Annotated in this window: 27 protein-coding genes; 14 read left to right on the top strand and 13 right to left on the bottom strand. The window is 66.5% G+C overall.

All coding sequences use genetic code 11. The features are described from left to right. Nucleotides 1-81: 81 nt before the first annotated feature. A complete protein-coding gene (locus AB6A65_RS13230; RefSeq protein ID WP_371038862.1) occupies nucleotides 82-1,308 on the top strand; it encodes an MFS transporter in 1,227 nt (408 codons plus the stop codon). Here AB6A65_RS13230 and AB6A65_RS13225 read toward each other — a convergent pair. Genes AB6A65_RS13225 through AB6A65_RS13215 form a run of 3 tightly spaced genes read right to left on the bottom strand, consistent with a single transcriptional unit; the run spans nucleotide 1,305 to nucleotide 3,597 of the window. Then, nucleotides 1,305-1,901, bottom strand: coding sequence for a Smr/MutS family protein (locus tag AB6A65_RS13225; protein ID WP_371038861.1), 597 nt, complete (start codon nucleotides 1,899-1,901; stop codon nucleotides 1,305-1,307). The two genes, AB6A65_RS13230 and AB6A65_RS13225, sit on opposite strands and share 4 nt — an antisense overlap. Continuing rightward, entirely contained in the window at nucleotides 1,898-2,935 is a 1,038-nt protein-coding gene (locus AB6A65_RS13220) for a murein transglycosylase A (protein ID WP_371038860.1), read from the bottom strand. Before AB6A65_RS13220 ends, AB6A65_RS13225 begins: the two co-directional genes overlap by 4 nt. Further along, nucleotides 2,935-3,597 (bottom strand): Tim44/TimA family putative adaptor protein, encoded by a 663-nt coding sequence (locus AB6A65_RS13215; protein ID WP_371038859.1) that lies wholly within the window; start codon nucleotides 3,595-3,597, stop codon nucleotides 2,935-2,937. Before AB6A65_RS13215 ends, AB6A65_RS13220 begins: the two co-directional genes overlap by 1 nt. A 104-nt stretch (nucleotides 3,598-3,701) precedes the next feature. Here AB6A65_RS13215 and AB6A65_RS13210 point away from each other — a divergent pair, with 104 nt between their 5' ends. Both AB6A65_RS13210 and secB read left to right on the top strand, forming a co-directional pair. Next, nucleotides 3,702-4,184, top strand: a complete 483-nt coding sequence (locus tag AB6A65_RS13210) for an FxsA family protein (protein ID WP_371038858.1) — start codon at nucleotides 3,702-3,704, stop codon at nucleotides 4,182-4,184. Nucleotides 4,185-4,274: 90 nt separating this feature from the next. After that, nucleotides 4,275-4,829: a protein-export chaperone SecB gene (gene secB, locus AB6A65_RS13205; protein ID WP_371038857.1), complete on the top strand. Its 555-nt coding sequence runs from the start codon at nucleotides 4,275-4,277 to the stop codon at nucleotides 4,827-4,829. Nucleotides 4,830-4,833: 4 nt separating this feature from the next. Here secB and dnaQ read toward each other — a convergent pair whose 3' ends face one another. The 4 genes from dnaQ to AB6A65_RS13185 are packed head-to-tail and all read right to left on the bottom strand — an operon-like array spanning nucleotide 4,834 to nucleotide 7,541. Then, nucleotides 4,834-5,526, bottom strand: coding sequence for a DNA polymerase III subunit epsilon (gene dnaQ, locus AB6A65_RS13200; protein ID WP_371038856.1), 693 nt, complete (start codon nucleotides 5,524-5,526; stop codon nucleotides 4,834-4,836). Next, nucleotides 5,519-6,112, bottom strand: coding sequence for a dephospho-CoA kinase (coaE, locus tag AB6A65_RS13195; RefSeq protein WP_371038855.1), 594 nt, complete (start codon nucleotides 6,110-6,112; stop codon nucleotides 5,519-5,521). Before coaE ends, dnaQ begins: the two co-directional genes overlap by 8 nt. Continuing rightward, entirely contained in the window at nucleotides 6,109-6,945 is an 837-nt protein-coding gene (locus AB6A65_RS13190) for a shikimate dehydrogenase (RefSeq protein ID WP_371038854.1), read from the bottom strand. The genes coaE and AB6A65_RS13190 overlap by 4 nt, the downstream gene beginning before the upstream one ends. Then, nucleotides 6,942-7,541, bottom strand: coding sequence for a nucleoside triphosphate pyrophosphatase (locus tag AB6A65_RS13185; protein WP_371038853.1), 600 nt, complete (start codon nucleotides 7,539-7,541; stop codon nucleotides 6,942-6,944). Before AB6A65_RS13185 ends, AB6A65_RS13190 begins: the two co-directional genes overlap by 4 nt. A gap of 414 nt (nucleotides 7,542-7,955) precedes the next feature. Between AB6A65_RS13185 and hemJ the strand changes: the two genes are divergently transcribed. The 7 genes from hemJ (at nucleotide 7,956) to AB6A65_RS13150 (ending at nucleotide 15,310) form a co-directional block, all read left to right on the top strand. Then, nucleotides 7,956-8,408 (top strand): protoporphyrinogen oxidase HemJ, encoded by a 453-nt coding sequence (gene hemJ, locus AB6A65_RS13180; protein ID WP_371038852.1) that lies wholly within the window; start codon nucleotides 7,956-7,958, stop codon nucleotides 8,406-8,408. A 120-nt stretch (nucleotides 8,409-8,528) separates the two neighbouring features. Further along, nucleotides 8,529-9,800: a transcription termination factor Rho gene (gene rho / locus AB6A65_RS13175; RefSeq protein ID WP_371038851.1), complete on the top strand. Its 1,272-nt coding sequence runs from the start codon at nucleotides 8,529-8,531 to the stop codon at nucleotides 9,798-9,800. A 4-nt stretch (nucleotides 9,801-9,804) separates the two neighbouring features. Continuing rightward, entirely contained in the window at nucleotides 9,805-11,097 is a 1,293-nt protein-coding gene (gene mnmE, locus AB6A65_RS13170; protein WP_371038850.1) for a tRNA uridine-5-carboxymethylaminomethyl(34) synthesis GTPase MnmE, read from the top strand. Between the two features lie 2 nt (nucleotides 11,098-11,099). Next, nucleotides 11,100-12,983, top strand: coding sequence for a tRNA uridine-5-carboxymethylaminomethyl(34) synthesis enzyme MnmG (gene mnmG / locus AB6A65_RS13165; protein WP_371038849.1), 1,884 nt, complete (start codon nucleotides 11,100-11,102; stop codon nucleotides 12,981-12,983). Next, nucleotides 12,964-13,593, top strand: a complete 630-nt coding sequence (rsmG, locus tag AB6A65_RS13160) for a 16S rRNA (guanine(527)-N(7))-methyltransferase RsmG (protein ID WP_371038848.1) — start codon at nucleotides 12,964-12,966, stop codon at nucleotides 13,591-13,593. The genes mnmG and rsmG overlap by 20 nt, the downstream gene beginning before the upstream one ends. Beyond that, entirely contained in the window at nucleotides 13,586-14,395 is an 810-nt protein-coding gene (locus tag AB6A65_RS13155; protein WP_371038847.1) for a ParA family protein, read from the top strand. Before rsmG ends, AB6A65_RS13155 begins: the two co-directional genes overlap by 8 nt. A gap of 15 nt (nucleotides 14,396-14,410) precedes the next feature. Further along, nucleotides 14,411-15,310, top strand: a complete 900-nt coding sequence (locus tag AB6A65_RS13150) for a ParB/RepB/Spo0J family partition protein (protein ID WP_371038846.1) — start codon at nucleotides 14,411-14,413, stop codon at nucleotides 15,308-15,310. Between the two features lie 15 nt (nucleotides 15,311-15,325). On the opposite strand, the gene hemW is transcribed toward AB6A65_RS13150, so the two are convergent. Genes hemW through rph form a run of 3 tightly spaced genes read right to left on the bottom strand, consistent with a single transcriptional unit; the run spans nucleotide 15,326 to nucleotide 17,797 of the window. Then, complete coding sequence (gene hemW / locus AB6A65_RS13145) at nucleotides 15,326-16,483, bottom strand: radical SAM family heme chaperone HemW (RefSeq protein ID WP_371038845.1); 1,158 nt, start codon at nucleotides 16,481-16,483, stop codon at nucleotides 15,326-15,328. Further along, nucleotides 16,476-17,084: an RdgB/HAM1 family non-canonical purine NTP pyrophosphatase gene (rdgB, locus tag AB6A65_RS13140; protein ID WP_371038844.1), complete on the bottom strand. Its 609-nt coding sequence runs from the start codon at nucleotides 17,082-17,084 to the stop codon at nucleotides 16,476-16,478. Before rdgB ends, hemW begins: the two co-directional genes overlap by 8 nt. Beyond that, entirely contained in the window at nucleotides 17,081-17,797 is a 717-nt protein-coding gene (rph, locus tag AB6A65_RS13135; protein ID WP_371038843.1) for a ribonuclease PH, read from the bottom strand. The genes rdgB and rph overlap by 4 nt, the downstream gene beginning before the upstream one ends. A gap of 122 nt (nucleotides 17,798-17,919) precedes the next feature. On the opposite strand from rph, the gene hrcA reads away from it, so the two are divergent. Continuing rightward, complete coding sequence (gene hrcA, locus AB6A65_RS13130; RefSeq protein WP_371038842.1) at nucleotides 17,920-18,984, top strand: heat-inducible transcriptional repressor HrcA; 1,065 nt, start codon at nucleotides 17,920-17,922, stop codon at nucleotides 18,982-18,984. Between the two features lie 9 nt (nucleotides 18,985-18,993). Next, complete coding sequence (locus AB6A65_RS13125) at nucleotides 18,994-19,557, top strand: nucleotide exchange factor GrpE (protein WP_371038841.1); 564 nt, start codon at nucleotides 18,994-18,996, stop codon at nucleotides 19,555-19,557. Between the two features lie 14 nt (nucleotides 19,558-19,571). Here the strand turns inward: AB6A65_RS13125 and mutS are convergent, their stop codons facing one another. Then, a complete protein-coding gene (gene mutS, locus AB6A65_RS13120; protein ID WP_371038840.1) occupies nucleotides 19,572-22,196 on the bottom strand; it encodes a DNA mismatch repair protein MutS in 2,625 nt (874 codons plus the stop codon). A gap of 102 nt (nucleotides 22,197-22,298) precedes the next feature. Here mutS and AB6A65_RS13115 point away from each other — a divergent pair, with 102 nt between their 5' ends. Continuing rightward, nucleotides 22,299-22,967 (top strand): YrbL family protein, encoded by a 669-nt coding sequence (locus AB6A65_RS13115; RefSeq protein WP_371038839.1) that lies wholly within the window; start codon nucleotides 22,299-22,301, stop codon nucleotides 22,965-22,967. A 142-nt stretch (nucleotides 22,968-23,109) separates the two neighbouring features. Further along, nucleotides 23,110-23,982: a PfkB family carbohydrate kinase gene (locus AB6A65_RS13110; protein WP_371038838.1), complete on the top strand. Its 873-nt coding sequence runs from the start codon at nucleotides 23,110-23,112 to the stop codon at nucleotides 23,980-23,982. Here AB6A65_RS13110 and msrA read toward each other — a convergent pair. Beyond that, a complete protein-coding gene (gene msrA, locus AB6A65_RS13105) occupies nucleotides 23,979-24,647 on the bottom strand; it encodes a peptide-methionine (S)-S-oxide reductase MsrA (RefSeq protein WP_371038837.1) in 669 nt (222 codons plus the stop codon). The genes AB6A65_RS13110 and msrA overlap by 4 nt on opposite strands. 170 nt (nucleotides 24,648-24,817) lie before the next feature. Next, nucleotides 24,818-26,038 carry an argininosuccinate synthase gene (locus AB6A65_RS13100; protein ID WP_371038836.1) on the bottom strand — a complete coding sequence of 407 codons (1,221 nt, stop codon included), beginning with the start codon at nucleotides 26,036-26,038 and terminating at the stop codon, nucleotides 24,818-24,820. Between the last annotated feature and the right edge of the window lie 64 nt (nucleotides 26,039-26,102).

The following is a 26,102-nucleotide window of genomic DNA, read 5'->3' as shown; positions in this document are numbered from 1 at the left end:
ATCGGCAGTGGCACGAGGGGCTCGGCATGTGGGGAATGCGCGGCGCTTGCGCCCGGCGTGCCGAGCGCGCAGGAAGCCGGAATGGACAACCGCGATTTCCTGAGGCTCAATGCGCGCTGGCTCTCGGCCGGGGCGTTGCTGGCGTTCCTGTCGAGCTTCGGACAGACGTATTTCATATCCGTCTTCGCGGGCGAGATCCGCGCCGCCTTCGATCTCGGCCATGCGGCGTGGGGTGCGATCTACACGCTGGGCACCGGGGCTTCCGCGCTTGCCATGCTGTGGGCGGGCGCCCTTACCGACCGGTTCCGGGCCCGGACGCTCGGCACGGCCATTCTGGGTCTTCTGGCCATCGCCTGCCTGACCATGGCCGCCGTTCCGGGAGCCTGGGCGATTCCCCTGGTCATCCTGGCACTCCGATTCACCGGCCAGGGCATGACAAGCCATATCGCGATGGTGGCGATGTCTCGCTGGTTCATCGCCGCGCGGGGGCGCGCGCTTTCCATCGCCACCCTGGGCACCGCCATCGGCGAGGCGTTGCTGCCCATCACCTTCGTCGCGCTTCTCACTGTGCTGGACTGGCGCGTCCTGTGGGTACTCGCCGCCGTCATGGCGCTGGCCGGTATCCCGCTTCTGCGCCTCCTTCTCGTCCGGGAGCGCACGCCGCAGTCCTTCGCAGCCGAGGGCGGCGCGACCTTGGGCATGTTGGACCGTCACTGGACGCGCCGAGAAGGGCTTCGCCATTGGCTTTTCTGGTTCATGGTCCCTGCGCTTCTGGGGCCAGCCGCGTTCAACACCGCCTTCTTCTTCCAGCAGGTGCACTTCGCCGAGATCAAGGGCTGGACCCATCTCAGCCTCGTGGCGCTCTTTCCGGTCTACACGGTCACGGGCGTCACCTCGATGCTCGTGTCGGGCTGGGCGCTCGACCGGGTGGGGACCGGCCGCCTCATGCCCTGGTTCCAGCTTCCGATGGTGGGCGCCTTCGTCATCTTCGCCACGGCAACCACGCCTTCGGCCGCACTCTTCGGGATCTTTCTGCTCGGGGTCACGACAGGCGCCAACGTGACGCTTCCCAACGCCTTCTGGGCCGAATTCTACGGCACGCGCCATCTTGGTGGGATCAAGGCGATGGCCGCCGCGGTCATGGTGTTGGGCACCGCGATCGGTCCGGGGGTCACGGGTGCGCTGATCGGTCTCGGCGTCGGGCTTGAAGCGCAGTACCTTGCGGTCGCCGTATATTTCGCCTTCGCGAGCGCGCTAATGGCGATGGGCGTGACGCGGGCGCGGCCGCTTCTGTCGCGACCGGCCTAGCGCCGGCGAAGGTAGACATAGTAGGCCCCGCCGCCGCCATGCTTCAGATGGGCCTCGCGCACCTGCAACACGGCCTGCGACAAAGGCGGCGTCGAGAGCCAGTGCGGAAGCTGATGGCGCAGCACACCCTGACGGCGCGGGATCGGGCCCTGATCCTCCGCGCGCCGGCCCTTTCCGGTGATGACGAGCACCAGCCGTCGTCCCGCCGCCTGGCTTGCGAGGATGAACGAGACGAGCGCGGGGTGCGCCTCGTCCAGCGTCATGCCGTGAAGATCGATCCGCGCCTCCGGGTCGAGCCGCCCGCGCTTCATTTTCTGATGTGTCTTCCGGTCCATCCGAAGCGGCGCGGCTTCGACCCGCGCCGAGAGATCCGGCGCCAGATCGCGGGCGCCGCCGGATGCCGGCGCAGCCCCGCCGATCCGGAACCCCGCAGGCACCGCGGGGCCCGCAGACCGCCGGGGGGCCGGTGACGGCGCCCGATCCGCGCGCTCCCCCTCGTCGCGCGGGGGGCGATCGGCATGCAGCCGTTCGGCGCTTCGGGCGACTTGCCGCCAGAGCGCGAGATCCTCGGAACTCAGGCGCCGGCGGGTCACTGCAACGACTCCGGCAACATCGCGTAGGCACGCTGGATGGGCATCAGCACCACCATCCGGCCGGGATCCCGCAACCGGCCGGCGCGGCGGCCGGCGCGTGGGCCGGTCCCGAAGAAGATGTCGGCCCGTTGCGCGCCCTTGATCGCGGACCCCGTATCCTGCGCGACCATCAGCCGGCGCATCGGGTCGGCGCCGTCTTTCTCGACCCAGACCGGCGCACCGAGCGGCACATGCGCTGGATCGACCGCGATCGACCGCAGCGCCGTGACGGAACGGTTCATGGCCCCCAGCGGCCCCCGCTCCGCGGGCACATTGGTCACCTCGCGGAAAAACACGTAGGACGGGTTGTGAAACAGCAGTTCCCGGCCGGCATCCGGGTTCCGGCGCACCCAGGCGCCGATCACCTGCGCCGAGACCTGGTGCGGCGCGTAGACGCCACGGCGCACGAGTTCCTGCCCGACGGAGCGGTAGGGATGTCCGTTCGCCCCGCCATAGCCGACGCGGATGACCGATCCGTCGTCCAGCCTGATGCGACCGGACCCCTGGATCTGGAGAAAGAAAAGCTCCACCGGGTCGTCGACCCACGCGATTTCCAACCCGCGATTCTCGAGCAGCCCGGATGTCAGGATCTGCCGGCGGGACAACCAGGGCCGGCCGCCGGGGAGCTCGGGCGGAACGCGGTAGACGGGGTGGCGGTATCGCGGCGTGCGCTGGCGCGAGCCGTTCAGTTCCGGCTCGAAATACCCGGTGAAGAGAGGCGGCGCGCCGTCCTCGATCAGCACCGGACGGAAGAACAGCTCGAAGAAAGTGCGCGCGTCCGTCTGGTTCTGGGCGAGCGCACAGAGGGATTGCCAGTCGCGTGCGTCTAGGTCGGGGCAGGTTTCGAGAAACACCGCGAGCGCGGCCGCGTGATCGTCCTCCGCCCAGCCATCCAGCTGCTCGAAGGACAGGATCGAGACGGAACGCTCCGCCGGCGCGTCAGTGCCGGCCACCGCGAGCATCGCCACGGCGATCGCTCGCAGCGCGCCGCGCATCACTCACCCGTGGCGACAAGCTGCCAGTTGGGATCGTCGGTGCCCATGACGCGTGCGAAGGTCCAGATGTCCTTCTGACGGCGGACTTCGGTGGGGCTGCCTTCGACGATGTTGCCATCCTTGTCGCGCACGACCGAGGTAAGCTCGCCGACGAACCGTACCGTGATCTCGGCCAGGCGGCTTTCGGAATGGAAGCTTGCGTCCACCACCGACAGATCGCGCACACCCACGAACTCCGCCTCGACCGAAAGGCCCTGCTCCTCGCGGGCGCGGATCACCTCTTCGAAGCTTTCGTAGACGTCGTCGGCGAGAAACGGCTTGAGCGCGTCCATGTCGCCTTTCTCGAAGCCCATGAGGATCATCTCGTAGGCCGCTCGCGCACCCTGGAGGAAGTCGGCCACACCGAAGGTCGGGTCCACAGACTTCATCCGGGCGAAGGCGTCCGCCGCGTCGCTGTCGGTGGGGACGTGGTCGGTGATATCCTCGTCGGGGCCCCCGTCGATCACCTCGAATTCGGGGCGGCGGGGAGGGGCGGACCCCCCGCGTTCCGCGACGGGGGGCTTCTCGAACCCCTCACGCGTGCCCAGCACGCTTCGCAGGCGCAGGATCAGGAATACGGCGATGCCGGCCAGCACCAGAAGCTGCAGGAGAGGAGAGTTCATCTAGTCCTCTTGGGGCACGGTTGGAAAATGTCGTTCACCGCACTTATGTAGGGAACTTGCGCGGTCAAGTCCACCGCGCGCACGACTGACCGGGGGGACGTCGCATGTGGCTTTTTCTCGCCTTTCTGGCGATCCCGTTGATCGAAATCGCCCTTTTCATCGAGGTGGGCGGCCTGATCGGGCTCTGGCCCACTCTGGCAATTGTCGTCGTCACCGCCCTCGTCGGCGCGGCGGCGGTGCGCAATCAGGGCCTCGAGGCCCTGCGGAAGTTGCAACGAAGCCTCGAGCGGCTGGAGGATCCCGCAGCGCCGCTGGCCCACGGGGCGATGATTCTCTTTTCCGGCGCCTTGCTGCTGACGCCCGGTTTCTTCACCGACACCGTCGGTTTCCTTCTCCTCGTGCCGCAGGTGCGCGCTCTGGTCATCCGACACGCGATACGTCGTATCGTCATCCATCGCTCCGGTCCGGGCGGCCCGCCGCCCCACGCGCCGCATCCCCGCGACGACGTGATCGAAGGGGAGTGGGAAGAGGCGCCGCCACCCAAGAATCCCACGCACCGCCCCCGGTCCGGATGGACCCATCATTGAGTGCGTGCCGCCATACGGCATTGAGGCGGGCGGGCGCGGCTGCTAAGAGCGCCGTCGAAGCGAGATCCAATCCCAGTCTGGAGTGACGTGATGGCCGAAACCGAAAACGGCGCGGGCGGCGCGGGGCAGGCGGATCAACAGTCCGCGCAGCAGCAAGGCCAGCAGCCCGTCAAGATGAGCGTGCTCGCGCAGTACGTGCGCGACATGTCGTTCGAGAACATCCTCGTGCAAAAGGGCGCGCGCAGCGAAGGCCAGCCGGACATCCAAGTGAAGGTCAATCTGGATGCGCGCAAGCGCGAGGCCGAGAACCAGTACGAAGTGATCATCAAGCTCTCGATCACGTCGGCCTCGAAAGAAACCGGCGATCCGCTCTTCCTCATGGAAATCGATTATGCCGGCGTCTTCCACGTCGAGAACGTGGCGCGGGAGCAGTTGCACCCATACCTGATGATCGAATGTCCCCGGATGCTCTTTCCGTATCTTCGCCGGATCGTCAGCGATGTCAGCCGCGACGGGGGCTTCCCGCCACTCAACCTCGAGAACATCGACTTCCTGCAACTTTACCGCAACGAGCTCGTGCGGCTCCAGGCCGAGCAGAAGCAACAGACCGACGAGGCCGGCGCGCCGCCCCGCGCGGACGCCTGACGCGTCAGCGCGGCCAGAGGGCCGTGTCGCCCAGGCGCTCCACGAGCGCGGCGTGGGACGCGCGTTCCTCCTCGGTGATGCGCGGGGGCAAGGGGCGCGGGCGCGGCTCCATCCTGTGATGGCCCGCCTCGCCGTATCCGTCCCACCGTGTCTTCGATACCGGTGCCAGGACGAGATCCGGCTGGCGGCCGCCGATCAGCTCCAGGTAGACCTCGGCGAGGATTTCCGCATCGAGCAGGGCCCCGTGAAGCGTGCGGGCCCCGTTGTCGACGCCGAAGCGGCGACAGAGCGCGTCGAGAGAAGCGGGCGATCCGGGAAAGCGTTGCCGCGCGATCGTCAGGGTATCTATCGCCCTTTCCCATGGCAGCACGGGATGGCCCAGCCGGCCCAGCTCGGCATTCAGGAACTTCATGTCGAACGCCGCGTTGTGAATGACGAGCTTGGCATCGCCGCCCACGAAGTCGAGGAACGGCTGCGCGATCACGGCGAAGAGGGGCTTGTCCCGCAGGAAATCGTCGCCCAGGCCATGGACCTGGAAGGCGTCTTGCGGCATCGGGCGCTCGGGGTTGATGTACTGGTGAAAGGTTCGGCCAGTGGGAACGTGATTGAAAAGCTCCAGCGCGCCGATCTCGACGATGCGATCGCCCCTCTCGGGGTCGAAACCGGTCGTTTCCGTATCCAGAACGATTTCACGCATCTGCCAACTTCTCCCTGATTTCCGCGACGATCGCACGCACCTGTGCACGGGCGTGTTCGGGCGTGTCGGTCACCACGACATGATCGGCGCGCGCTTCCTTCTCCGTGCTTGGCATCTGCTTGGAGAGGATCGCCTCGAATTGCGCGTCCGTCATCCCCGGTCGAGACAGGACGCGCCGGCGCTGGGTCTCCTCGTCGACCGTGACGCAAACGGTGGCATCCATCATCGCATCCGCGCCGGTTTCGAACAGCAGCGGGATGTCGAAGACGATGATGTCGGCCTGCGTTTTCCGGGCGGCGCGGCGCCGATCCTCGGCCACGATCGGGTGGACGATCGCCTCGACGCGGGCGAGGGCGTCCGGGTCTTCCGCGATGCGCCGCCTGAGCGCGTCGCGCGACACTTCGCCGCCCTCAAGCGCTTCGGGAAAGAGCGCACCGATCGGCTCGACGGCGGCGCCACCGGCGGCATAGGCACGATGCACCGCGGCGTCGGCGTCCCAAACCTCGCACCCCTCGTCGGCGAACATTGCCGCCGTGGTGGACTTGCCCATTCCGATGGACCCCGTCAGACCCAGCCGGAACGTCATTTCAGGATGACCTCGCGCGTGGCTTCCGTCACCTCCGGGCGTTCGCCGAACCAGCGCTCGAATCCCGGAATCGCCTGGTGGATCAGCATCCCGAGGCCATCGACCGTCACGCAACCCATCCCGGCGGCCACTTTCAGAAGCCGCGTCTGAAGCGGCGTGTAGACCAGATCGGTCACCACCGCATCCCGCCGCAACCCGTCGAGCGGCACCCGAAGCTCTGGCTGGCCCTGCATGCCGAGGGAGGTCGTGTTGACCACGGTTGCGGCCTCCTCGATCACGTTGCCGGCCTGCACCCAGTCCTCGACCCGGATGCGGGTTCCGAAATCCTGCCTGATCGTCTCGGCCCGGGCCCGTGTCCGGTTCGTCAGGATGATCTCGGGCGCGCCGGCATCGAGCAGCGAGGCAACCACCGCGCGCGCCGCGCCACCTGCACCCAGCACGACCACAGGCCCACCGCTTGCATCCCATCCCGGCGCGTTCCGGCGCAGGTTCTCGATGAAACCGTACCCATCGGTATTGTCCGCGTGAATGCGCCCGTCCTTGCGGAAGATGAGGGTGTTCGCTGCGCCGATCAGAGTGGCCCGATCCGTCACAAGATCCGCGAGATCGAGCACCTTTTCCTTGTGGGGAATGGTGATGTTCACGCCGACGAAGCCGGCCTTCGGCAAGGTGCGGATCACCTCGGCAAGATCGGCTGACGCTACGTCCATCGGGATGTAATGGCCGCGCAATCCCATGGCGCGCAGCCAGTGAGCGTGCAGCCGGGGGGACCGGGAATGCGCCACCGGGTGACCCACCACGCCTGCAAGAGGTATCTTCGCGACCTCTGTCATCCTTCGATCTCCCCTGCCACCGTGAGCCAGGACAGCAGAGGAAGGAGCGGCAGACCGAGGATCGAGAAGTGATCGCCCTCGATGGCGGAAAAGAGCCTCACGCCCTCCTCCTCCAGCTTGTAGCCGCCCACACTCTCCCCCAGACCCGGCCAGTTCCTCGCCACGTAGTCCGCCAGATACTGGTCGGAAAACTCCCGCATGACCAGACGCGCCTCGCCCACATGCCGCCAGAGCGGGCGGCCGTCCCGGCACGCGACGGCCGCCGACAGAAGCCGATGCGAGGTCCCGCGCAGACGTTGCACTTGGTCGCGCGCCTCCTCCAGCGACCGGGGCTTGGACAGCATCGACCCTTCATGCGCCAGAACCTGATCGCAGCCCAGAACGAGCCTGCCCGGCATGCGGTCGCTGACCTTGCGCGCCTTCATCTCGGCTAGCGCGTCGGCCAGGTCGCGCGGCGGCGTGCCGTCGGCTTCCATTGATGCTTTCACCGCGCTCTCGTCGAGACGGGCCGGCACCGTCTCGATCTCGAGACCGGCCTGGCGCAGCATCGACGCGCGGATGGCCGATCCCGAGGCGAGGACAATCGCGTCGCTCATGTGCACAACTCCGTGGGAAAACGCGGCATTGTGACGGGGGTGGCCGGGGACCTCGCCGAAGCAGCCTCATGCCATGTGAACCACCCGCCTGCTCCACTTGCTTTCTCCCGCAGTCGTCCGGCTGTGACAAGGGACAGTTTGGAGGTGTGGAGAAGCTCGGCCTCCGGCTCCGTGTGCCGCATGTCTTCATCTTTCATCCGCAAGTCGGGTCCGTGTACCGCGTTGATTTTACAATTTTAACCCTTTCGGTCCCACTGCTTCCACATGTCTGTCCACAAGCGACTCGGTGCTGTGAAAAGTTTCGTGCAAGGCCCGGTAATCCACATCCAGAGGCGGCCCCTACAAGAACATCTACCTTTCTTCTCTATATATATTTCATTAAGGCTCGCCCGACTTGCAAAGAAGGTACGGACCGTGACGGACTGGCTGGCCCTGATCTATCCCTGGACGAAGTCTCTGCACATCATGGCGGTCATCGCCTGGATGGCCGGATTGTTCTACCTGCCGAGGCTCTACGTCTACCACGCGGAACGCGCGACGCCGGGGGACGCGCTGGACCCGACCCTTCAGATCATGGAATCCAAGCTTCTGAGATTGATCATGAACCCGTCCATGATCGTCACATGGGTGGTGGGGCTTCTGCTTCTCTTCACCCCGCAAGCGGGGGCGCACTGGACCGAGATCTGGGTCTGGACAAAAGGGCTCGCCGTGATCGCGATGACCTGGTTCCATCATTGGCTCGGTCTGCGGCGCAAGGACTTCGAGGGCGGGCGAAACGCGCTGTCCGGGCGGCGCTACCGCTTGATGAACGAGGTTCCGACGCTTCTGATGATCGTGATCGTGCTGTCGGTCGTCGTGAAGTGGTGAGCGCGATTGACTCGCGGCACGCACGCGATTAACTGACGACGACTGCCTGTCCGGGCAGTATACCTCCATCCCCAGACAAAGCGGATCACGGCCGCGCAGGCGATCCGGAACGGTGTTTTCATGACCGAAGAGCGTCTCAATCTTGCCGACCTGAAGGCCAAGAGCCCCAAGGATCTTCTTGCCATGGCGGAGGAGCTCGAGATCGAGAACGCCTCGACCATGCGCAAGGGCGAGATGATGTTCCAGATCCTGCGCGAGCGCGCGGACGAGGGCTGGGAAGTCTCTGGCGATGGCGTGGTCGAGGTGCTGCAGGACGGGTTCGGCTTCCTGCGGTCCCCCGAGGCGAACTACCTCCCGGGCCCGGACGACATCTACGTGTCGCCCGACATGATCCGGCAATACAGCCTGCGCACCGGGGACACGATCGAGGGCGTGATCAAGGCGCCCGATGGCGACGAGCGCTATTTCGCGCTCACGGCGGTGAACAAGATCAACTTCGAGGACCCGGCGAAGGCCCGCCACAAGATAGCCTTCGACAACCTGACGCCGCTTTATCCCGACGAGCGGCTGAAGATGGAAATTGAGGACCCGACCATCAAGGATCGTTCGGCCCGTATCATCGATCTGGTGGCGCCGATCGGAAAGGGCCAGCGAAGCCTGATCGTCGCGCCGCCGCGGACGGGCAAGACGGTGATCCTGCAGAACATCGCTCATTCGATTGAGCAGAATCACCCAGAGTGCTATCTCATCGTTCTTCTGATCGACGAGCGCCCGGAAGAGGTGACCGACATGCAGCGTTCGGTGAAAGGGGAAGTGATCTCCTCGACCTTCGACGAACCGGCCACGCGGCACGTGGCCGTCAGCGAGATGGTGATCGAAAAAGCGAAGCGCCTGGTCGAACATAAACGAGATGTTGTTATTCTTTTGGACTCTATCACAAGACTTGGTAGAGCCTTCAATACCGTCGTGCCGTCCTCGGGAAAGGTGCTGACCGGGGGCGTCGATGCCAACGCGCTGCAACGGCCCAAGCGATTCTTCGGCGCTGCGCGCAATATCGAGGAAGGCGGGTCGCTGACGATCATCGCGACCGCGCTCATCGACACGGGCTCGCGGATGGACGAAGTGATCTTCGAGGAGTTCAAGGGAACCGGCAACTCGGAGCTCGTGCTGGATCGCAAGATCGCCGACAAGCGCGTCTTCCCCGCCATCGACATCCTGAAGTCCGGCACGCGGAAGGAAGAGCTTCTCGTGGACAAGGGAGACATGCAGAAGACGTTCGTCCTGCGGCGGATCCTCAACCCCATGGGTACCACCGATGCGGTGGAGTTCCTGCTGTCGAAACTCAAGCAGACCAAGACGAACGCGGAGTTCTTCGACTCCATGAACACCTGAGGCCGTGTCGGAAGAGACGATTTTCGCGGTCGCGACGGCCCCGGGAAAGGCCGGTGTGTCGGTCATCCGCATATCGGGCCCGGACGCCCACGCGGCTGCGGAGACGCTTGCGGGGGCGCTCCCTCCGCCCCGGCTTGCCGGGCTGCGCAGGCTGCGGGACGCCAAGGGCGACGTTCTGGACGAGGCCCTGGTGCTTCGGTTTCAGGCAGGTCAGAGTTTCACCGGTGAAGATGTCGTTGAATTCCACTGCCATGGCAGTATCGCCGTCGTCAGACGCGTGCTGACCTGTCTTGGAGACTTGCCCGGATGCCGGAGTGCCGAACCGGGCGAATTCACCCGGCGCGCGATGGAAAACGGGCGCCTCGACCTGACGCAGGTCGAGGCCTTGGCCGATCTGATCGAAGCCGAAACCGAGGTGCAGCGGCGGCAGGCGCAGCGCGCATTGAGCGGAGCGCTTGGCGCGCGCGTCGCGTCCTGGAGGGTGGATCTGGTGCGTGCGGCGGCACTTCTGGAGGCGGTGATCGACTTCGCTGACGAGGAGGTTCCGGAAGATGTGTCAGTGGAAGTGCTGGAGCTTCTGGGCCGTGTCCGGGATGGGCTTAGCACCGAGTTGAGTGGCATGGGTGCAGCGGAGCGCGTCCGGGAGGGGTTCGAGGTCGCGATCGTCGGTGCGCCGAATGTCGGGAAATCCACGCTCCTCAATCGCCTGGCCGGGAGAGAAGCCGCGATCACCTCGGATATCGCCGGAACGACGCGGGATGTCATCGAGGTCAGGATGGACGTGCATGGTTTGCCGGTCACGTTTCTGGATACGGCCGGTATCCGCGAAGCGCGCGATGCCGTTGAGGAGATCGGAATCAGCCGGGCCCGGGACCGTGCATCGGCAGCGGATTTGCGTGTTTTCCTTGTCAGCGCGAAGGAAGACGTGGAAGGGATCGCACCGCAATCAGAGGATATCATTTTGAACGCGAAGGCCGATCTGAGCGGCGCGTCGGGCGGGGTGTCCGGTCTTACGGGTGCGGGCGTAGAGGACCTGTTGCGCCGGGTCGCGGACGTGCTGGGGGCGAGGGTGAACCAGTCCGGACTGGCGACGCGAGAGCGCCATCGCGACGCGATGATCGGTGCGGAACAGTCGCTCGAAGCGGCGGTGGCGTTGGTGACGCGTGGTCCGGAGGCGTATGATATCGGTGCGGAGGAAACAAGGGCCTCGATTCGAACCCTTGAAGCGCTGGTGGGACGGATCGATGTAGAGGTTTTGCTGGACGAGATATTTGCCAGCTTCTGTCTCGGGAAGTAGGAGTGTTTCACGTGAAACAGGACTTCGACGTCATCGTGATCGGCGGGGGCCATGCCGGTTGCGAAGCCGCACATGCGGCAGCCCGAATGGGCGCTCGCACGGCGCTCGTCACGCTCACGCGGGACGGGCTGGGCGTGATGTCGTGCAACCCGGCGATCGGGGGTCTTGGTAAGGGGCATCTCGTGCGCGAGATCGATGCGATGGACGGGATCATGGGCCGCGTGGCGGACCGGTCCGGTATTCAGTTCCGCCTTTTGAACCGCCGGAAGGGCCCGGCGGTTCAGGGCCCCCGCGCCCAGAGCGATCGCGGCCTCTACAAGAGATGGATGACCGCGGAAATCGACGGCTGCGCCAACCTTTCGGTGATCGAGGGAGAGGTCACCGATTTCGTGATGGAGCGCGACACCGTTCGTGGTGTCCGCCTCCACGACGGCGCGGAACTGTCGGCGCCGTCCGTTGTCCTGACAACGGGCACGTTCCTGCGTGGCGTGATCCATATCGGGGATGTCAGCCGGCCGGGTGGGCGCATGGGCGACAGACCCTCGGTACCACTCGCGGAGCGTATCGAGTCCTTCGGTTTGCCGCTCGGGCGGCTGAAGACGGGCACGCCCCCGCGTCTGGATGGCCGCACGATTGATTGGTCGCGCGTGCAGAAACAGCCCGGGGATGACGAGCCCGTCATGTTTTCGTTCCTGAACCGCGCGCCATTCGCGAAACAGGTCGCGTGCGGGATCACGCACACGAATCCAAGGACTCACGAGGTGATCCGGGCGAACCTGGATCGCTCGGCAATGTATGGCGGTCGTATCGACGGGGTGGGTCCGCGCTACTGCCCGTCGATCGAGGACAAGGTGGTCCGGTTCGCAGACAAGGACTCGCATCAGATCTTCCTGGAGCCCGAGGGGCTTGATGTCTCGACGGTCTATCCGAACGGCATCTCGACGTCGCTGCCAGAGGATGTGCAGGAGTCCTATGTCCGGTCGATCGTCGGGCTGGAAAACGCGGTGATCCGGCAACCGGGTTATGCAATCGAATATGACTACGTGGACCCGCGTGGGTTGGACGCGACGTTGGCGGTGAAAGCGGTTCCGGGGCTCTATCTGGCGGGCCAGATAAACGGCACGACCGGGTATGAGGAAGCTGCGGCCCAGGGTTTGGTTGCTGGCCTCAACGCGGCGCGCCATGCGCAGGGTGGTGCGCCGGTGTATTTCGGCCGCTCTGACAGCTACATCGGCGTTATGGTCGATGACCTGGTGACACGGGGCGTCAGCGAGCCCTATCGCATGTTCACGTCGCGCGCGGAATTCCGGCTCGCGCTGCGGGCTGATAATGCGGACCAGCGCCTGACACCCAAGGGGACCGAGCTCGGCTGTGTTTCCGAAGCGCGGCAACGGGTTTTCGAGGCGCGTATGGGCGCGCTTGAAAGCGCTCGGCGGCGTCTTGGCGCGATGTCCGTCACGCCGCGGCAGTTGGCCGGGGCGGGCGTTGACGTGAACCCGGATGGGCCGCGGAGGGACGGCTTCTCGGCGCTCTCCGTGCCCGGGGTGACCGTCGAGACGCTGGAGGCGTTCGAGCCGGCGCTTAGCGAAGTGGATGTCGAAACTCGCCGTCAGATCGAGAGAGATGCGCTTTATGCGAATTACATCGATCGGCAGCGGCGCGATGTGGAAGCGATGCGTCGGGATGAGGCGCTCTCAATACCCAGCGAGTTCGAATATGCCGAAATCGCCGGGCTTTCGAACGAGTTGAAAGCCAAGCTGCAAGAGGCGCGCCCGACCAATCTGGCCCAGGCATCCAGGATAGATGGTATGACGCCCGCGGCTCTCGCGCTGCTTTTGGTAAAGCTGCGGCAAGCGGAGCGTGAGCATGCGCGCGCGGCAGGGTAATGCGGCCACCACTTTGCCGCTTGATGTTTCACGTGAAACAGGAGCGCGCCTGGATCATTTCCGCGGGCTCGTCGAGAAATGGTCGCCGCGCATAAACCTCGTTTCGCGGGCCGCACTCGCGGATTTGCAGGCGCGTCACATCGCCGATTCGGCACAGCTTTGGCACCTCGCGCCGCCGGCCAGGCGGTGGGTCGATCTGGGAAGTGGAGGCGGCTTTCCCGGCATGGTGATCGCAATCCTCGCGCGAGAGCTTCGCCCGGATTTGCGTGTTGTTCTCATCGAGAGTGACACGCGAAAGGCCGCATTTCTTGCGACGGCCATCCGAGAGACGGACGTGAACGCCGACATCATCGCTGCGCGCATCGAAACCGTGTCTCCACAAGCTGCCGATATCGTATCGGCCCGCGCGCTTGCGCCACTGGAGCGCTTGCTCGGCCTGGTCATGCGTCATCTTGCGCCGGGGGGCCGCGCGCTTCTGCCGAAGGGCGCGACATGGCGGGAAGAGGTGGAAAACGCCCGTCGGACTTGGACTTTCGAGGCGGACACGATACCAAGTGTCACCGACCCATCCGCCGTCATCCTGTCGATTGGAGACATTGCGCGTGCCTGATTCGCCCCGTGCCCGTGTTCCGAAAATCATCGCCATCGCCAACCAGAAGGGTGGTGTGGGAAAGACGACGACCACGATCAACCTCGGGGCGGCTCTTGCGGCAGAGGGAAAGCGTGTCCTCATCGTGGATCTGGACCCGCAAGGCAACGCCTCCACCGGGCTGGGTGTTGAACCAGGGCGCCGCGACTACACGACATACGATCTCCTGCTCGAAGACGTGGCCTTGGCGAACGTGATACGCCAATGCGGTCCCGACGGGCTTGCGCTGATCCCCGCCAACGTCGATCTGAGCTCCGCCGACATGGAGCTTCTGACCACGGAACGGCGCAGCTTCCTTCTGAAAAAGGCGCTCAGACAGTCCGGCATGGCAGAGTATGGTTGGGACTATATCCTGATCGATTGTCCGCCGTCGCTGAACCTTCTGACCGTCAATGCGATGGTGGCGGCGGATTCGGTGCTCGTCCCGCTGCAAAGCGAGTTTTTCGCGCTCGAGGGTCTGTCGCAACTCATGTTGACGATCCGCGAGGTTCGGTCGACCGCGAATACCGGCCTCCGGATCGAGGGTGTCGTGCTGACCATGTACGACGTCCGGAACAATCTTTCGCAGCAGGTGGAAGCCGACGCGCGCGAAACGCTTGGGGAGCTCGTCTTCCAGACCGTGATCCCGCGCAATGTCCGGCTGAGCGAGGCGCCGTCCTATGCGATGCCCGTGCTGCAATACGATCCCGCCTCCAAGGGTGCCGAGGCGTATCGCGCTCTCGCTGCGGAGCTTTTGCGCAATCATGCCCGAGTAGCAGCCTGATCCGGAGACTGAAGCATGTCGGAAAAGAAGGGCAAGGCACGCGGTCTCGGGCGCGGGCTGTCGGCGCTGATGGCGGATGTGGAGCCGGCGCGTGACGCCTCTGGCGAGGCGGCACCGCGGCGTCCCGACACCCTCGTGCCCATAGAGCAGGTCGCGCCCAATCCGGATCAGCCGCGTCGGCATTTCGCCGAAGCCGATTTGCAGGAACTGACGGAGTCCGTCCGCGCTCGCGGGATCCTTCAGCCCCTCATCGTTCGCCCGGACCCGAGGGATCCCGGCGCTTTCCAGATCGTCGCCGGCGAACGGCGCTGGCGCGCGGCGCAACTTGCCCAGCTTCACGAGATCCCCGTTCTCGTGCGCGACTTCGATGATACCGAGGTGCTGGAAGTCGCCATCGTCGAGAACATCCAGCGCGCCGACCTCAATCCCCTGGAAGAGGCCGCCGGCTATCGTCAACTCATGGATCGCTTCGGTCACACCCAGGAAAAGCTGGCGCAAGCGCTGGGCAAGAGCCGCAGCCACATCGCGAACCTGCTGCGGCTTCTCAATCTTCCCGATGAAGTGCAGGGGATGGTGCGCGAGGGCATTTTGTCGGCCGGCCATGCCCGGGCGCTGGTCGCAACCGACATGCCGGTAGAGATTGCCCGGCAGGTGGCCGCCAAGGGGCTATCGGTTCGGGAAACCGAGAAGCTGGTGAAGAAATCGGCGCAGGAGCCGCGATCACCGCGCGCGCCGCGCCAAAGCGGCGGCGAGAAGGACGCCGATACCCGCGCGCTCGAAGGGGATCTTCATGCCGCGCTTGGGATGGGCGTGTCCATCGAGCACGATCCGGGCACCAATGGCGGTCGCATTGTGATCCGGTATCACTCGCTGGAGCAGCTTGATACATTGTGTAACCTATTGAGTCGCAACTGAAATCCCGACAGGGCACTATTCCGACAATAACTGTCGGATAACTCCGTTCAACAGAAGGCGGCCCGAATCGGTCGCGCGAAGCCAATCATCCGCTCGCTCAACCAGCCCGAGTTCGGCAAGCTCTTCGATCGACTCTTCGCGCAACGCGTTCGGATCGAGCGATGCGAGGCGCGACAGGGACACGCCCTCGCGCAGTCGCAGGCCCATCATCAGGCATTCGGCCGCCTCGTCCGCGGCGGCAAGCGGCTCGGTCGATCGCCAGCCATGCCCGCGCTCGGCCATGTCCAGCCATGCGTCCGGGGCAAGTTCGGTATCGGTGCCGATGCGCCGCGTGCCGAGGGTCAGCCGGCCATGGGCTCCAGGCCCGATGCCGGCATAGTCGCCGTAGCGCCAATAGATCAGGTTGTGACGCGACTCCGCACCGGGACGCGCGTGGTTGGAAATCTCGTAGCCGTGCATCCCGGCGACGGCGCAGATCTCCTGCGTCAGCTCGTACATGTCCGCGCCCAGCGGCTCGTCCGGAAGCCCCCGCAATCCACCCCGCGCCGCGCGCTCCGCGAAAGCTGTGCCCGGCTCCAGCGTGAGTTGGTAGAGCGAGAGATGGTCCACCGCCATCTCGAGGGCCTCGGAAAGCTCCGCGCGCCATCCCTCCAGCGTCTGGTGCTGGCGGGCGTAGATCAGGTCGAAGCTGACGCGGTCGAAAACGCTTCGCGCGACATCGAAGGCGGCGCGGGCCTCGGCCGCCGAATGCTGCCGTCCGAGCCGCGCCAGGTCCTCGTCGTTCAAGGCCTGCACACCCATCGACAGCCGGGTCACGCCGGCCGCCCCGTAGGCCCGGAAACGGCCCGCTTCGACGGAGGTCGGGTTGGCCTCCAGGGTGACCTCGAGCGTTTCGTCCGTTTTCCACGTTCTTCGCACCCGGTCGAGGATCGCGGCCACCAGATCGGGGTCCATCAGGCTGGGCGTGCCACCGCCGAAGAAGACGGTATCAAGACGCCTGTCCGCGGTCAGGCGCCCGACGCGATCGATCTCTGCAAGGTAGGCACGGCGCCAGCGCCCCTGGTCGATGTCGCGCGAGACGTGGCTGTTGAAATCGCAATAGGGGCACTTGGCCGCGCAGAAAGGCCAGTGGATATAAAGGCCGAACCCGCCGGCGCGCCAATCCTCAGCCAAAACAGCCTGCGAGCAGCTTTTCCATCGCGCGCCCGCGATGGCTCATGCGGTTCTTTTTCCAGCGGTCCATCTCCGCGAAGGTGATGTCGTGACCGTCAGGAATGAAGATCGGGTCGTAGCCGTGACCCTGCCTGCCCCGCATCGGCCATGTGATGCGCCCCTCGATCGCGCCGTCGAACACCTCGTCGTGGCCGTCCGGCCAGGCAAGGACGAGCGTGCAGCGAAACCGCGCCGTCCAGGGTTGTAGCGCGCCGGTTTCGACGAGCGCGTCGTGGGCCTTGCTCATCGCGTGGATGAAATCGCGACCTGCACCCGTCTCCGCCCAATCGGCGGTATGCACGCCGGGCGCCCCGTCCAGCGCATCGATCTCCAGCCCGGAATCGTCCGCCAGCGCAGGCAACCCGGTCGCCCGGGCCGCGGCATGTGCCTTTATGCGGGCGTTTCCCGCGAAACTCGTCTCGGTCTCCTCGGGTTCGGGCAGGTCATGCGCGGCGGCGCCCGTCACCGTGACGCCGTGATCCGCGAGCAACGCCGCGATCTCTTCGAGCTTGCCCGCGTTGTGCGTGGCCACGAGAAGCCGATCGCCCGCGAAACGTCTCATGCCGCGACCGCTGCTTTCTGCACCTCGGCCAGCCGCTTCACGCCCGCATCCGCGAGGTCGAGCAGGGTCTCCATCTGCGCGCGGGTGTAGGTGGCGCCCTCGGCCGACATCTGCACCTCGATCAGGCGACCGTCGCCCGTCATCACGAAATTCCCGTCCGCGCCGGCCTCGCTGTCCTCGGCGTAGTCGAGGTCGAGGACGGCCTGGCCGGCGTAAAGACCGCAGGACACCGCCGCGACAGGTTCGCCCAGCGGGTCGGAGACGATGTCGCCGGCCTTCATCAGCTTGTTCACCGCCAGTCGCAGCGCGACCCAGCCGCCCGTGATCGCGGCACAGCGCGTTCCGCCATCGGCCTGGATCACGTCGCAATCGACGGTGATCTGGCGCTCTCCCCGCGCGACCCGGTCCACCCCGGCGCGAAGCGACCGTCCGATCAGGCGCTGGATCTCGACCGTGCGCCCGCCCTGTTTTCCGGCCGTGGCCTCGCGGCGCATCCGCGTGTTGGTGGCGCGCGGCAGCATCCCGTATTCCGCGGTGACCCAGCCCAGGCCCGCGCCCTTCAGGAAGGGGGGCACGCGCTCTTCCAGCGTCGCGGTGCAGAGAACATGAGTGTCCCCCATGCGAATCATGCACGACCCCTCGGCGTGCTTCGTGACCCCGGTGTCGATTGAAACGGGGCGCAGATCGCTTAAGTCTCTACCAGACGGGCGCATCACTTCTCCTGAGCTTGGAATATGCGCACCGGATACAGGGCCGTGCCGGAGATGCGCAAGCCCGATTGAATTTTCGCAGCCGCGCAGTTTAATGGCAGGCCGGGCAGGGGACTTTTTCGGCAATGCAGGACGCCACACGCCTTCTGGAAGAGCTGAACGACCGCTCGCGCGAGGTCTTTCGGCGGGTGGTGGAAGGGTATCTCGACAGCGGGGAGCCCGTGGGCTCCCGCACGCTGACCCGCGCGATGTCGGAAAAGGTGTCCGCCGCGACGATCCGCAACGTGATGCAGGATCTCGAATATCTCGGGCTTCTGGACAGCCCCCATGTCAGCGCGGGACGTGTCCCCACCCAGCTTGGGTTGCGCATGTTCGTCGACGGCCTGCTCGAGGTTGGGGACCTTACCGACGAGGACCGGCAGAAGATCGACGTGACGCTCGGTTCCAACACCGCGGACACCAGCGGCCTGCTCGATCGCGTGGGCGCCGCGCTTTCGGGCGTCACGCAGGGCGCGAGCCTCGTTCTGACACCGAAACACGAGGCGCCGATCCGGCACATCGAATTCGTCAGCCTGGGCCCGGACCGCGCGCTTGTGGTGCTCGTTTTCGCCGATGGCCATGTCGAAAACCGCATCTTCACCCCGCCGCCGGGTCAGACGCCGTCTTCCATGCGCGAGGCCGGCAATTTCCTGAACGCGCTGGTCGAGGGGCGCACGATTTCCGAACTGCGCACCGTCATCGGCGCCGAGATCGAGCGCCGGCGGCAGGAGATCGACGGTCTGGCCCGGCAACTGGTCGAGGACGGGCTGGCGGTCTGGGCAGAGGACGGGGACACGCGGGCGCGCCTCATCGTCCGGGGCCGGGCCAATCTTCTTGGCGGCGCCGGCGGGGACGAAGAGCTGGAACGCATCCGCGTGCTCTTCGACGACCTGGAGCGCAAGCGCGACATCGCGGAATTCCTGGAACTTGCGGAGGACGGCGAGGGCGTGCGGATATTCATAGGGTCCGAGAACAAACTTTTTTCGCTTTCGGGTTCCTCTCTGGTCGTCTCTCCATATATGAACGCGGACCGGAAGATCGTGGGCGCCGTGGGTGTGATCGGACCGACGCGCCTGAACTACGGGCGCATCGTTCCGATCGTCGATTACACGGCGCACCTGGTCGGGCGGCTGATCTCCGACCGCAGCTAGAGGTGACACATGGCAGACTCCAAGCGTGAGGACAATTTCCTTGATGACGTCGAGGCGGCAGAGGTCGAAGAGCGAGCCTTCGAAACGGAGGAGCCCGCGGCCGAAGAGCTGGAACTCGACGCCTTGAGGGCCGAACGCGACGAATTGCGCGACCGCTACATGCGCGCGCTCGCCGACGCCGAGAATGCCCGGAAACGATCCGAGAAGGATCGGCGCGAGGCAGAGCGTTACGGCGGGACGCGCATCGCGCGCGACCTCGTGCCGGTTTACGACAACCTGCAGCGCGCGCTTCTCGCGGCACGCGACGAGGGGGAGTCGGCCTCCGTCGCCCTTGTCGAGGGGGTCGAGCTGACCTTGCGCGAACTGATGAACGTTTTCCGCAAGCACGGGGTGGAGGCAATCACGCCGCAGGTGGGCGACCGCTTCGATCCGCAGCTTCACGAAGCGATGTACGAGGCGCCGGTCCCCGGCACCACGGCGGGCGAGATCATCCAGGTGCAGGCGGACGGCTTCCTGCTGCACGACCGGCTGCTGCGCGCCGCGCAGGTGGGCGTGTCCTCCAACACGGGCTGAGAACGACTCCCCGGCTAGGGCGCTCGAGCGATCTCGGCCTGCAATTCGTAGAGCAGGTCGAGAGCCTCGCGCGGGCTGAGTTCGTCGGGGTGGATCTCGGCGAGGCGCGTTTCGATCGCGGAAGGCTGCGCCGGGGCCGGCGCGGATGTGGCCGCGGCAGCGAACAACGGAAGGTCCTCGGCCAGGTCGACCGCGCGGGCGCCGCCCTCGCGCTCGCCGGGCTCCAATGTCTCCAGCACCATGCGCGCGCGCGCCACGACCGAGGCCGGGAGGCCGGCAAGCTGGGCCACCTGCACGCCGTAGGACCGGTCGGCCGCGCCGGGGCGCACCTCGTGCAGGAAGATGACCTCGCCTTCCCATTCCTTCACCGCCACCGTTGCGTTCTCCACGCCATCAAGGCGCGCGGCGAGCGCGGTAAGCTCATGGTAGTGGGTGGCGAAGAGCGCGCGACAGCGGTTCACCTCGTGCAGATGCTCGAGGGTGGCCCATGCGATGGAAAGCCCGTCATAGGTGGCGGTGCCGCGGCCGATCTCGTCGAGGATGACCAGCGCACGGTCGTCGGCCTGGTTCAGGATCGCCGCGGTCTCGACCATTTCCACCATGAAGGTGGAGCGCCCGCGTGCCAGATCGTCCGACGCCCCCCCGCGGCTGAAAAGCTGGCTCACGACGCCGAGGCGGGCGTGCCGCGCGGGCACGAAGGCGCCCATCTGTGCCAGCACGGCGATCAGCGCGTTCTGCCGCAGCCACGTGGATTTTCCGGCCATGTTCGGCCCGGTCAGCAGCCGGATCGCCGCCGTATCACCCTCGGCGGACAGCGCGCAGTCGTTGGCGATGAAGGGCGCTCCGTCGGCGCGCAGCGCCGCCTCGACCACCGGGTGGCGTCCGCCTTCCACCGCGAAGGCGCGGCTTGCATCGACCTCGGGCCGGGTCCAGTCCTGCTCGCGGGCGAGATCGGCGAGCGCAGCGGCGAGATCGAGTTCCGCGAGCGCGCGTGCCACCTCTCCGAGGGCCGCGGCCTCGGAGAGGATCGCGTCGCGCAGGCGCGCGAACACCGCTTTCTCCAGCTCGAGCGCGCGGGCCCCGGCGTTCAGGATCTTCGTCTCCAGCTCGGAAAGTTCCACCGTGACGAAACGCAGCTGATTCGCCGTCGTCTGGCGGTGGGTGAAGGTTTCCGAAAGGGGCGGGGCCATCATGCGCTCTGCATGGGTGGCGGTTGTCTCCACGAAGTAGCCCAGCACGTTGTTGTGCTTGATCTTGAGCGAGGCGATACCCGTGAGTTCCGCGTATTGCGCCTGAAGCCCGGCGATGACGCCGCGCCCCTCGTCGCGCAGCCGCCGCGTGTCGTCGAGTTCGGGTTCGAACCCTTCGGCCACGAAACCCCCGTCCCGCGCAAGCAGGGGAGGCTCGGCCACCAGCGCGGCGTCGAGCAGGGAGAAAAGCGCCTCATGGCCCCGCAGCGCAGCGACGGCCCCGGCAAGAAGATCGGGCAGATCATGCGCCGACGCGCGGACCTGAAGCGTCTCTGCCTCTTGCAGCGCGGCGCGTATCGCGGCGAGGTCGCGCGGCCCGGCGCGGTCCAGCGCCAGACGAGACAGCGCGCGATCGATGTCGGGCACCTTGCGCAGCCGCGCGCGCAGTTCGCCCGCGAGCGTCTGATCCTCGAAAAGCGCGCCGACGGCGGATTGACGGGCGTGGATCGTAGACAGTTCGCGCGAGGGGGCGGAAAGCCGCCACTCCAGGAGCCGCGCGCCCCCCGCCGTCACGGTGCGGTCTATGGCGGCAAGCAGCGATCCGGCGCGCCCGCCCTGCAGCGCGCGGGTGAGTTCGAGGTTGCGGCGGGTCGCCGCGTCGATCTGCATCAGAGCGCCGGAGGCCTCTCGTGCCGGCGGCCGCAGAAGGGGCAGTTTCCCCTTCTGCGTGAGGTCGAGATATTCGACGATCGCCCCCATCGCGGACAGTTCGGCGCGGGTGAAGGCCCCGAAACCGTCCAGCGTCTCCACCCGGAACAGCGCGGCGATCCGCCCCTCGGCCGCGGTGCTGTCGAAGGCCGAGCGCCCCAGCGCCGTGAGCGCCGCGCCATGATCGGCCACCACGTTCGCGCAGTCGCGTTCCAGTACCTCGGAGACGAGGACCTCCGACGGCGCCAGCCGCGCCAGTTCCGGTCCGAGCCGGACACGCGGAATCGACATGACGTGAAAGGCGCCGGTGGAAATGTCGACCCAGGCGAGGGCGCCCTCGTTCCGCGTCTCGGCGTAGGCGGCCAGGAAATTGTGGCGCCGCGCCTCGAGAAGGCTGTCCTCGGTCAGCGTGCCGGGGGTGACGAGGCGGACCACCTCGCGCCTGACCACGGCCTTGGAACCGCGCTTGCGGGCCTCTTCGGGGCGTTCCATCTGCTCGCAGACCGCGACGCGGAATCCCTTGCGGATCAGGGTCAGAAGATAGCCCTCCGCGGAATGCACGGGCACGCCGCACATCGGGATGTCCTCGCCGTCGTGCTTGCCGCGCCTGGTGAGCGCGATGTCGAGCGCCCCCGCGGCCGCCACCGCGTCGTCGAAGAACATCTCGTAGAAATCGCCCATCCGGTAGAACAGGAGCGCGTCCGGATTCTCCGCCTTGATCGCGGAATATTGTGCCATCATCGGCGTTGTGTTGGCGGTTGCAGTCAGGCTACACTCCCCAGCCATCGTTTGCACCCAGCATCCGGAAGGTGACCCGTTGCCGATATTCGGTGGGCTTAGTCAATGTTGACGACCTTTGCACCCCTCGATCTCAGACATCTGACGCCCGCGGCGCAAGGCTCGGAGCGGCGGGTGTACCTGCACCCGCGGGACGACGACCTCGTGGTGAAGACGATCATCCCGCGCGATGCGCGCAACCTCAGCCTGCGCACGATGCGGGGGCTGACCACGCGGCTTTTCTCGTCGGTCCTCACCCGCTCCACCATCGCCGAGCAGAAGGAGCAGGCGCGCACGCTTTCGGCGGCGCAGGCGAATTTCGGGCGCCCGCCCTTCGCGCTGCATTACGGCTTCGTTCAGACGACCCAGGGCTGGGGCGCGCTCGCGCAACGGGTCGCCGACCCGCACGGGCGGCTGGGGCCGACGCTCCTGCAACTCTCCAGAACCGGAGACCTTACCGAGGAAGTCGTCGAGCTGCTGAACGACACCGCTCGGCGGATGGAGCTTTACGGCGTGCAGGCCAGTGACATGAACGCCAAGAATTTCGTGCTCGGTACCCGTGGCGACGGGCGCGAGGTGGTGCTTGTGGACGGGCTGGGCGACGTGCACGCGCTGCCGTTGCGCAGGCTGTCGCGGCGTTTCAACCGCGCGTCACAGGATCGCGCCTTCCGCAAATGCGCGGCGCGGCTCGGTCTCGAGTGGGACAGCGCGGCATGGCGGTTCCACAAGAGCTGACCGTTGCGCGTAAGGCCCGGCCCTGCTTCGCTGCCGCAAGACGCGGCGGATCTTCCGTAGAAAAACGTGCCGAAGCCATGCGGGCGCGGCGGGGGCGGACGTCTCCGAGCACCGCCGAGGCCGGGAAGAAGGACAGGATGCGATGACGATCTGGAACCTCGGCTCGATCAACGCTGATTTCGCCTATGCCGTGTCGCGTCTGCCGGGGCCCGGAGAGACGGTCGCCGCGACCGCGCTCGATCGTGGCCTGGGCGGCAAGGGCGCCAATATCTCGGTCGCCGCGGCGCGCGCGGCCGCGCGGGTTGTCCATGTGGGCGCGATCGGGCCGGACGGGCGATGGGCGGCGGAGCGGCTCTTGGAATACGGGGTGGACACGCGCCACATCGCCGAGGGGGGCGAGGTGACCGGCCATGCCGTCATCGCCGTCGAGCCGTGCGGCGAGAATGCGATCCTGATCTGGCCGGGGGCGAACGCCGCGATCCCGGAAAGCGTGCGCGATGCCGCGCTTGCCGCCGCGCGCACGGGCGACTGGGCGGTGACGCAGAACGAAACCAACGGCCAGGCCGGGTGGCTTTCGGCGGCGCGGCGGCTCGGGCTGCGAACGGCCTATGTCGCCGCGCCCTTCGAAACTGGCGCGGCGCGGGCGGCGCTGCCTCACGCCGACCTGCTGATCCTGAACGCGGTCGAGGCGCGCCAGCTGAGCGAGGCCACCGGCGCGGCGCCGGGTGCGCTGAGCGTCGCGGATGTGGTGGTGACGCGCGGGGCGGAAGGCTGCACATGGCACGGCCCCGGAGGCGCACGCGAGTTCCCGGCCGATCCCGTGCAGGCGGTGGACGCTACCGGCGCGGGCGACACCTTCGCCGGTTACCTGCTCGCGGGTCTGGACCGGGGCCTTCCCATGGCGCAGGCCATCGGGATGGCCCAGAGCGCCGCTGCGCTCATGGTCGCGCGGCGCGGCACGGCGGACGTGATCCCTGATCTTGCAGAGGTGCAGGCCGCCCGCGGCGCGCCCTAGCCGCCGGCGAAGGGCGCGGCCTCTCCCCACAGCTCGCGCACCCGCGCGTCGCGCCCGCAGCGATCCCGGTAGCGGTTGTAGGCCACCCTTTTCGGCACGCCGATCCCGACGCTGGTGAAGGCGATGCGGTCGTCGCTCTTGTAGTAGTCCTGGTGATAGTCCTCGGCCCGGTAGAAGGGACCTTCCTCGAGGATGGGCGTCACGATGTCCTGGCCCAGGGCGGTCGCGGCGGCATCCTTCGCGTCCGTCGCGAGGCGGCGTTCGGCGGGGCCATCCACGAAGATCGCTGAGCGGTAGCTTTCGCCCCGGTCGCAGAACTGTCCGCCGGCATCGAGCGGGTCGATGGATCGGAAAAAGAGGTGCAGAAGCTGCTCGCGGCTGACCGCGTCGGGGTCGAAGCGGATCTGCACCGCCTCGTAATGGCCGGTTCCGCCCCGCACCACCTGCTCGTAGGTGGGGTTCTCGACCTTCCCGCCGGTATAGCCCGAGACCACCTCGGACACGCCGCGGACCTTCTCGAAATCCGCTTCCACGCACCAGAAACAGCCGCCGGCGACGGTAAGCACCTCGGTCTCGGCGGCGTGAACCTCTTTGGCGTTCACGGTGAGTCCCACCACGATCAGCACCGCCAGAAGCGCGGGCTTGAAGCTTTTGAGAAGACCCATCGCAGATTTCCTTCCAGAGTTCGCGCAGGCAGGCTGGGCCGCGTGCGGGCTTTGCGCAAGCCACGAAACCGTGTGTCACGCAGGCGTGAGCGGTCCCCGCCGCCGGGTCGTGCGGGCTTGCGGGCGCGCGCGGACCCAGCCGGCCCCGCAGGGCCGGAGCGCGCGGAAGCTCAGGATCCCAGGCGCTTGCGCCGCGAGGCCAGCAGCTTCAGCCGGAGCGCGTTGAGCTGGATGAAGCCCTTGGCGTCGGCCTGGTCGTAGGCGCCGGCATCGTCCTCGAAGGTGACATGCGCCTCGGAATAAAGCGAATGGTCCGACCAGCGGCCGACCGTGCGCGCGAGCCCCTTGTAGAGCTTGAGCCGCACCGTGCCGGTCACGTGCTCCTGGCTTCTGTCGATCGCGGCCTGAAGCATCTCGCGCTCGGGCGAGAACCAGAAGCCGTTGTAGATGAGCTCCGCATAGCGCGGCATCAGCTCGTCCTTCAGGTGCGCCGCCCCGCGATCGAGCGTGATCTGCTCGATCCCGCGGTGCGCTTCCAGCAAGAGCGTGCCGCCCGGCGTCTCGTAGATGCCGCGGGATTTCATGCCGACGAAACGCCCCTCCACGAGGTCGAGGCGGCCGATCCCGTGCTTGCCGCCGAGCTCGTTCAGCCGCGTCAGCAGCGCGGCCGGCGACAGCCAGTCGCCGTTCACGCTGACCGCATCGCCTTTCTCGAAGCCGATATCGACGTATTCCGGCCGGTCCGGCGCGTCCTCGGGATGCACGGTGCGCTGATAGACGTAGTCGGGCGCATCCTGTGCCGGGTCTTCCAGCACCTTTCCCTCGGAGGAGGTGTGCAGAAGGTTCGCGTCCACGCTGAAGGGCGCTTCGCCCCGCTTGTCCCTGGCGATCGGGATCTGGTGCGCCTCGGCCCATTCGATGAGCTTCGTGCGCGAGGTGAGGTCCCATTCGCGCCATGGCGCGATGACCTTGATGTCGGGGTCGAGCGCATAGGCCGAAAGTTCGAAACGCACCTGGTCGTTGCCCTTGCCGGTCGCGCCATGGGCCACGGCGTCGGCGCCCTCGCGGGCCGCGATCTCGACCAGCCGCTTGGAGATCAGGGGCCGCGCGATGGAGGTGCCGAGCAGGTAGAGCCCCTCGTAGACGGCGTTCGCCCGGAACATCGGGAAGACGAAGTCGCGCACGAACTCCTCGCGCAGATCCTCGATGTAGACGGCCGAGGCCCCCATCATCTCCGCCTTCTGGCGCGCGGGCTCGAGCTCTTCGCCCTGGCCGAGGTCGGCGGTGAAGGTCACGACCTCGCAGCGGTATTCGCTTTGAAGCCACTTGAGGATGATCGAGGTGTCGAGGCCGCCGGAATAGGCCAGCACGACTTTCTTCGGCGCGTCCATTTTTGGGAACCCTTCGAAATCTTCGGCAGTCGCCGCTAGGTATTGAGTTTCCGGAAGGGGGGCA

Source organism: Rhodosalinus sp. FB01, assembly GCF_041365715.1.
Classification (GTDB): domain Bacteria; phylum Pseudomonadota; class Alphaproteobacteria; order Rhodobacterales; family Rhodobacteraceae; genus Rhodosalinus.
The sequence above is the reverse complement of the archived record's forward strand: the minus strand, read 5'-3'. Positions and strand labels throughout refer to the sequence as shown.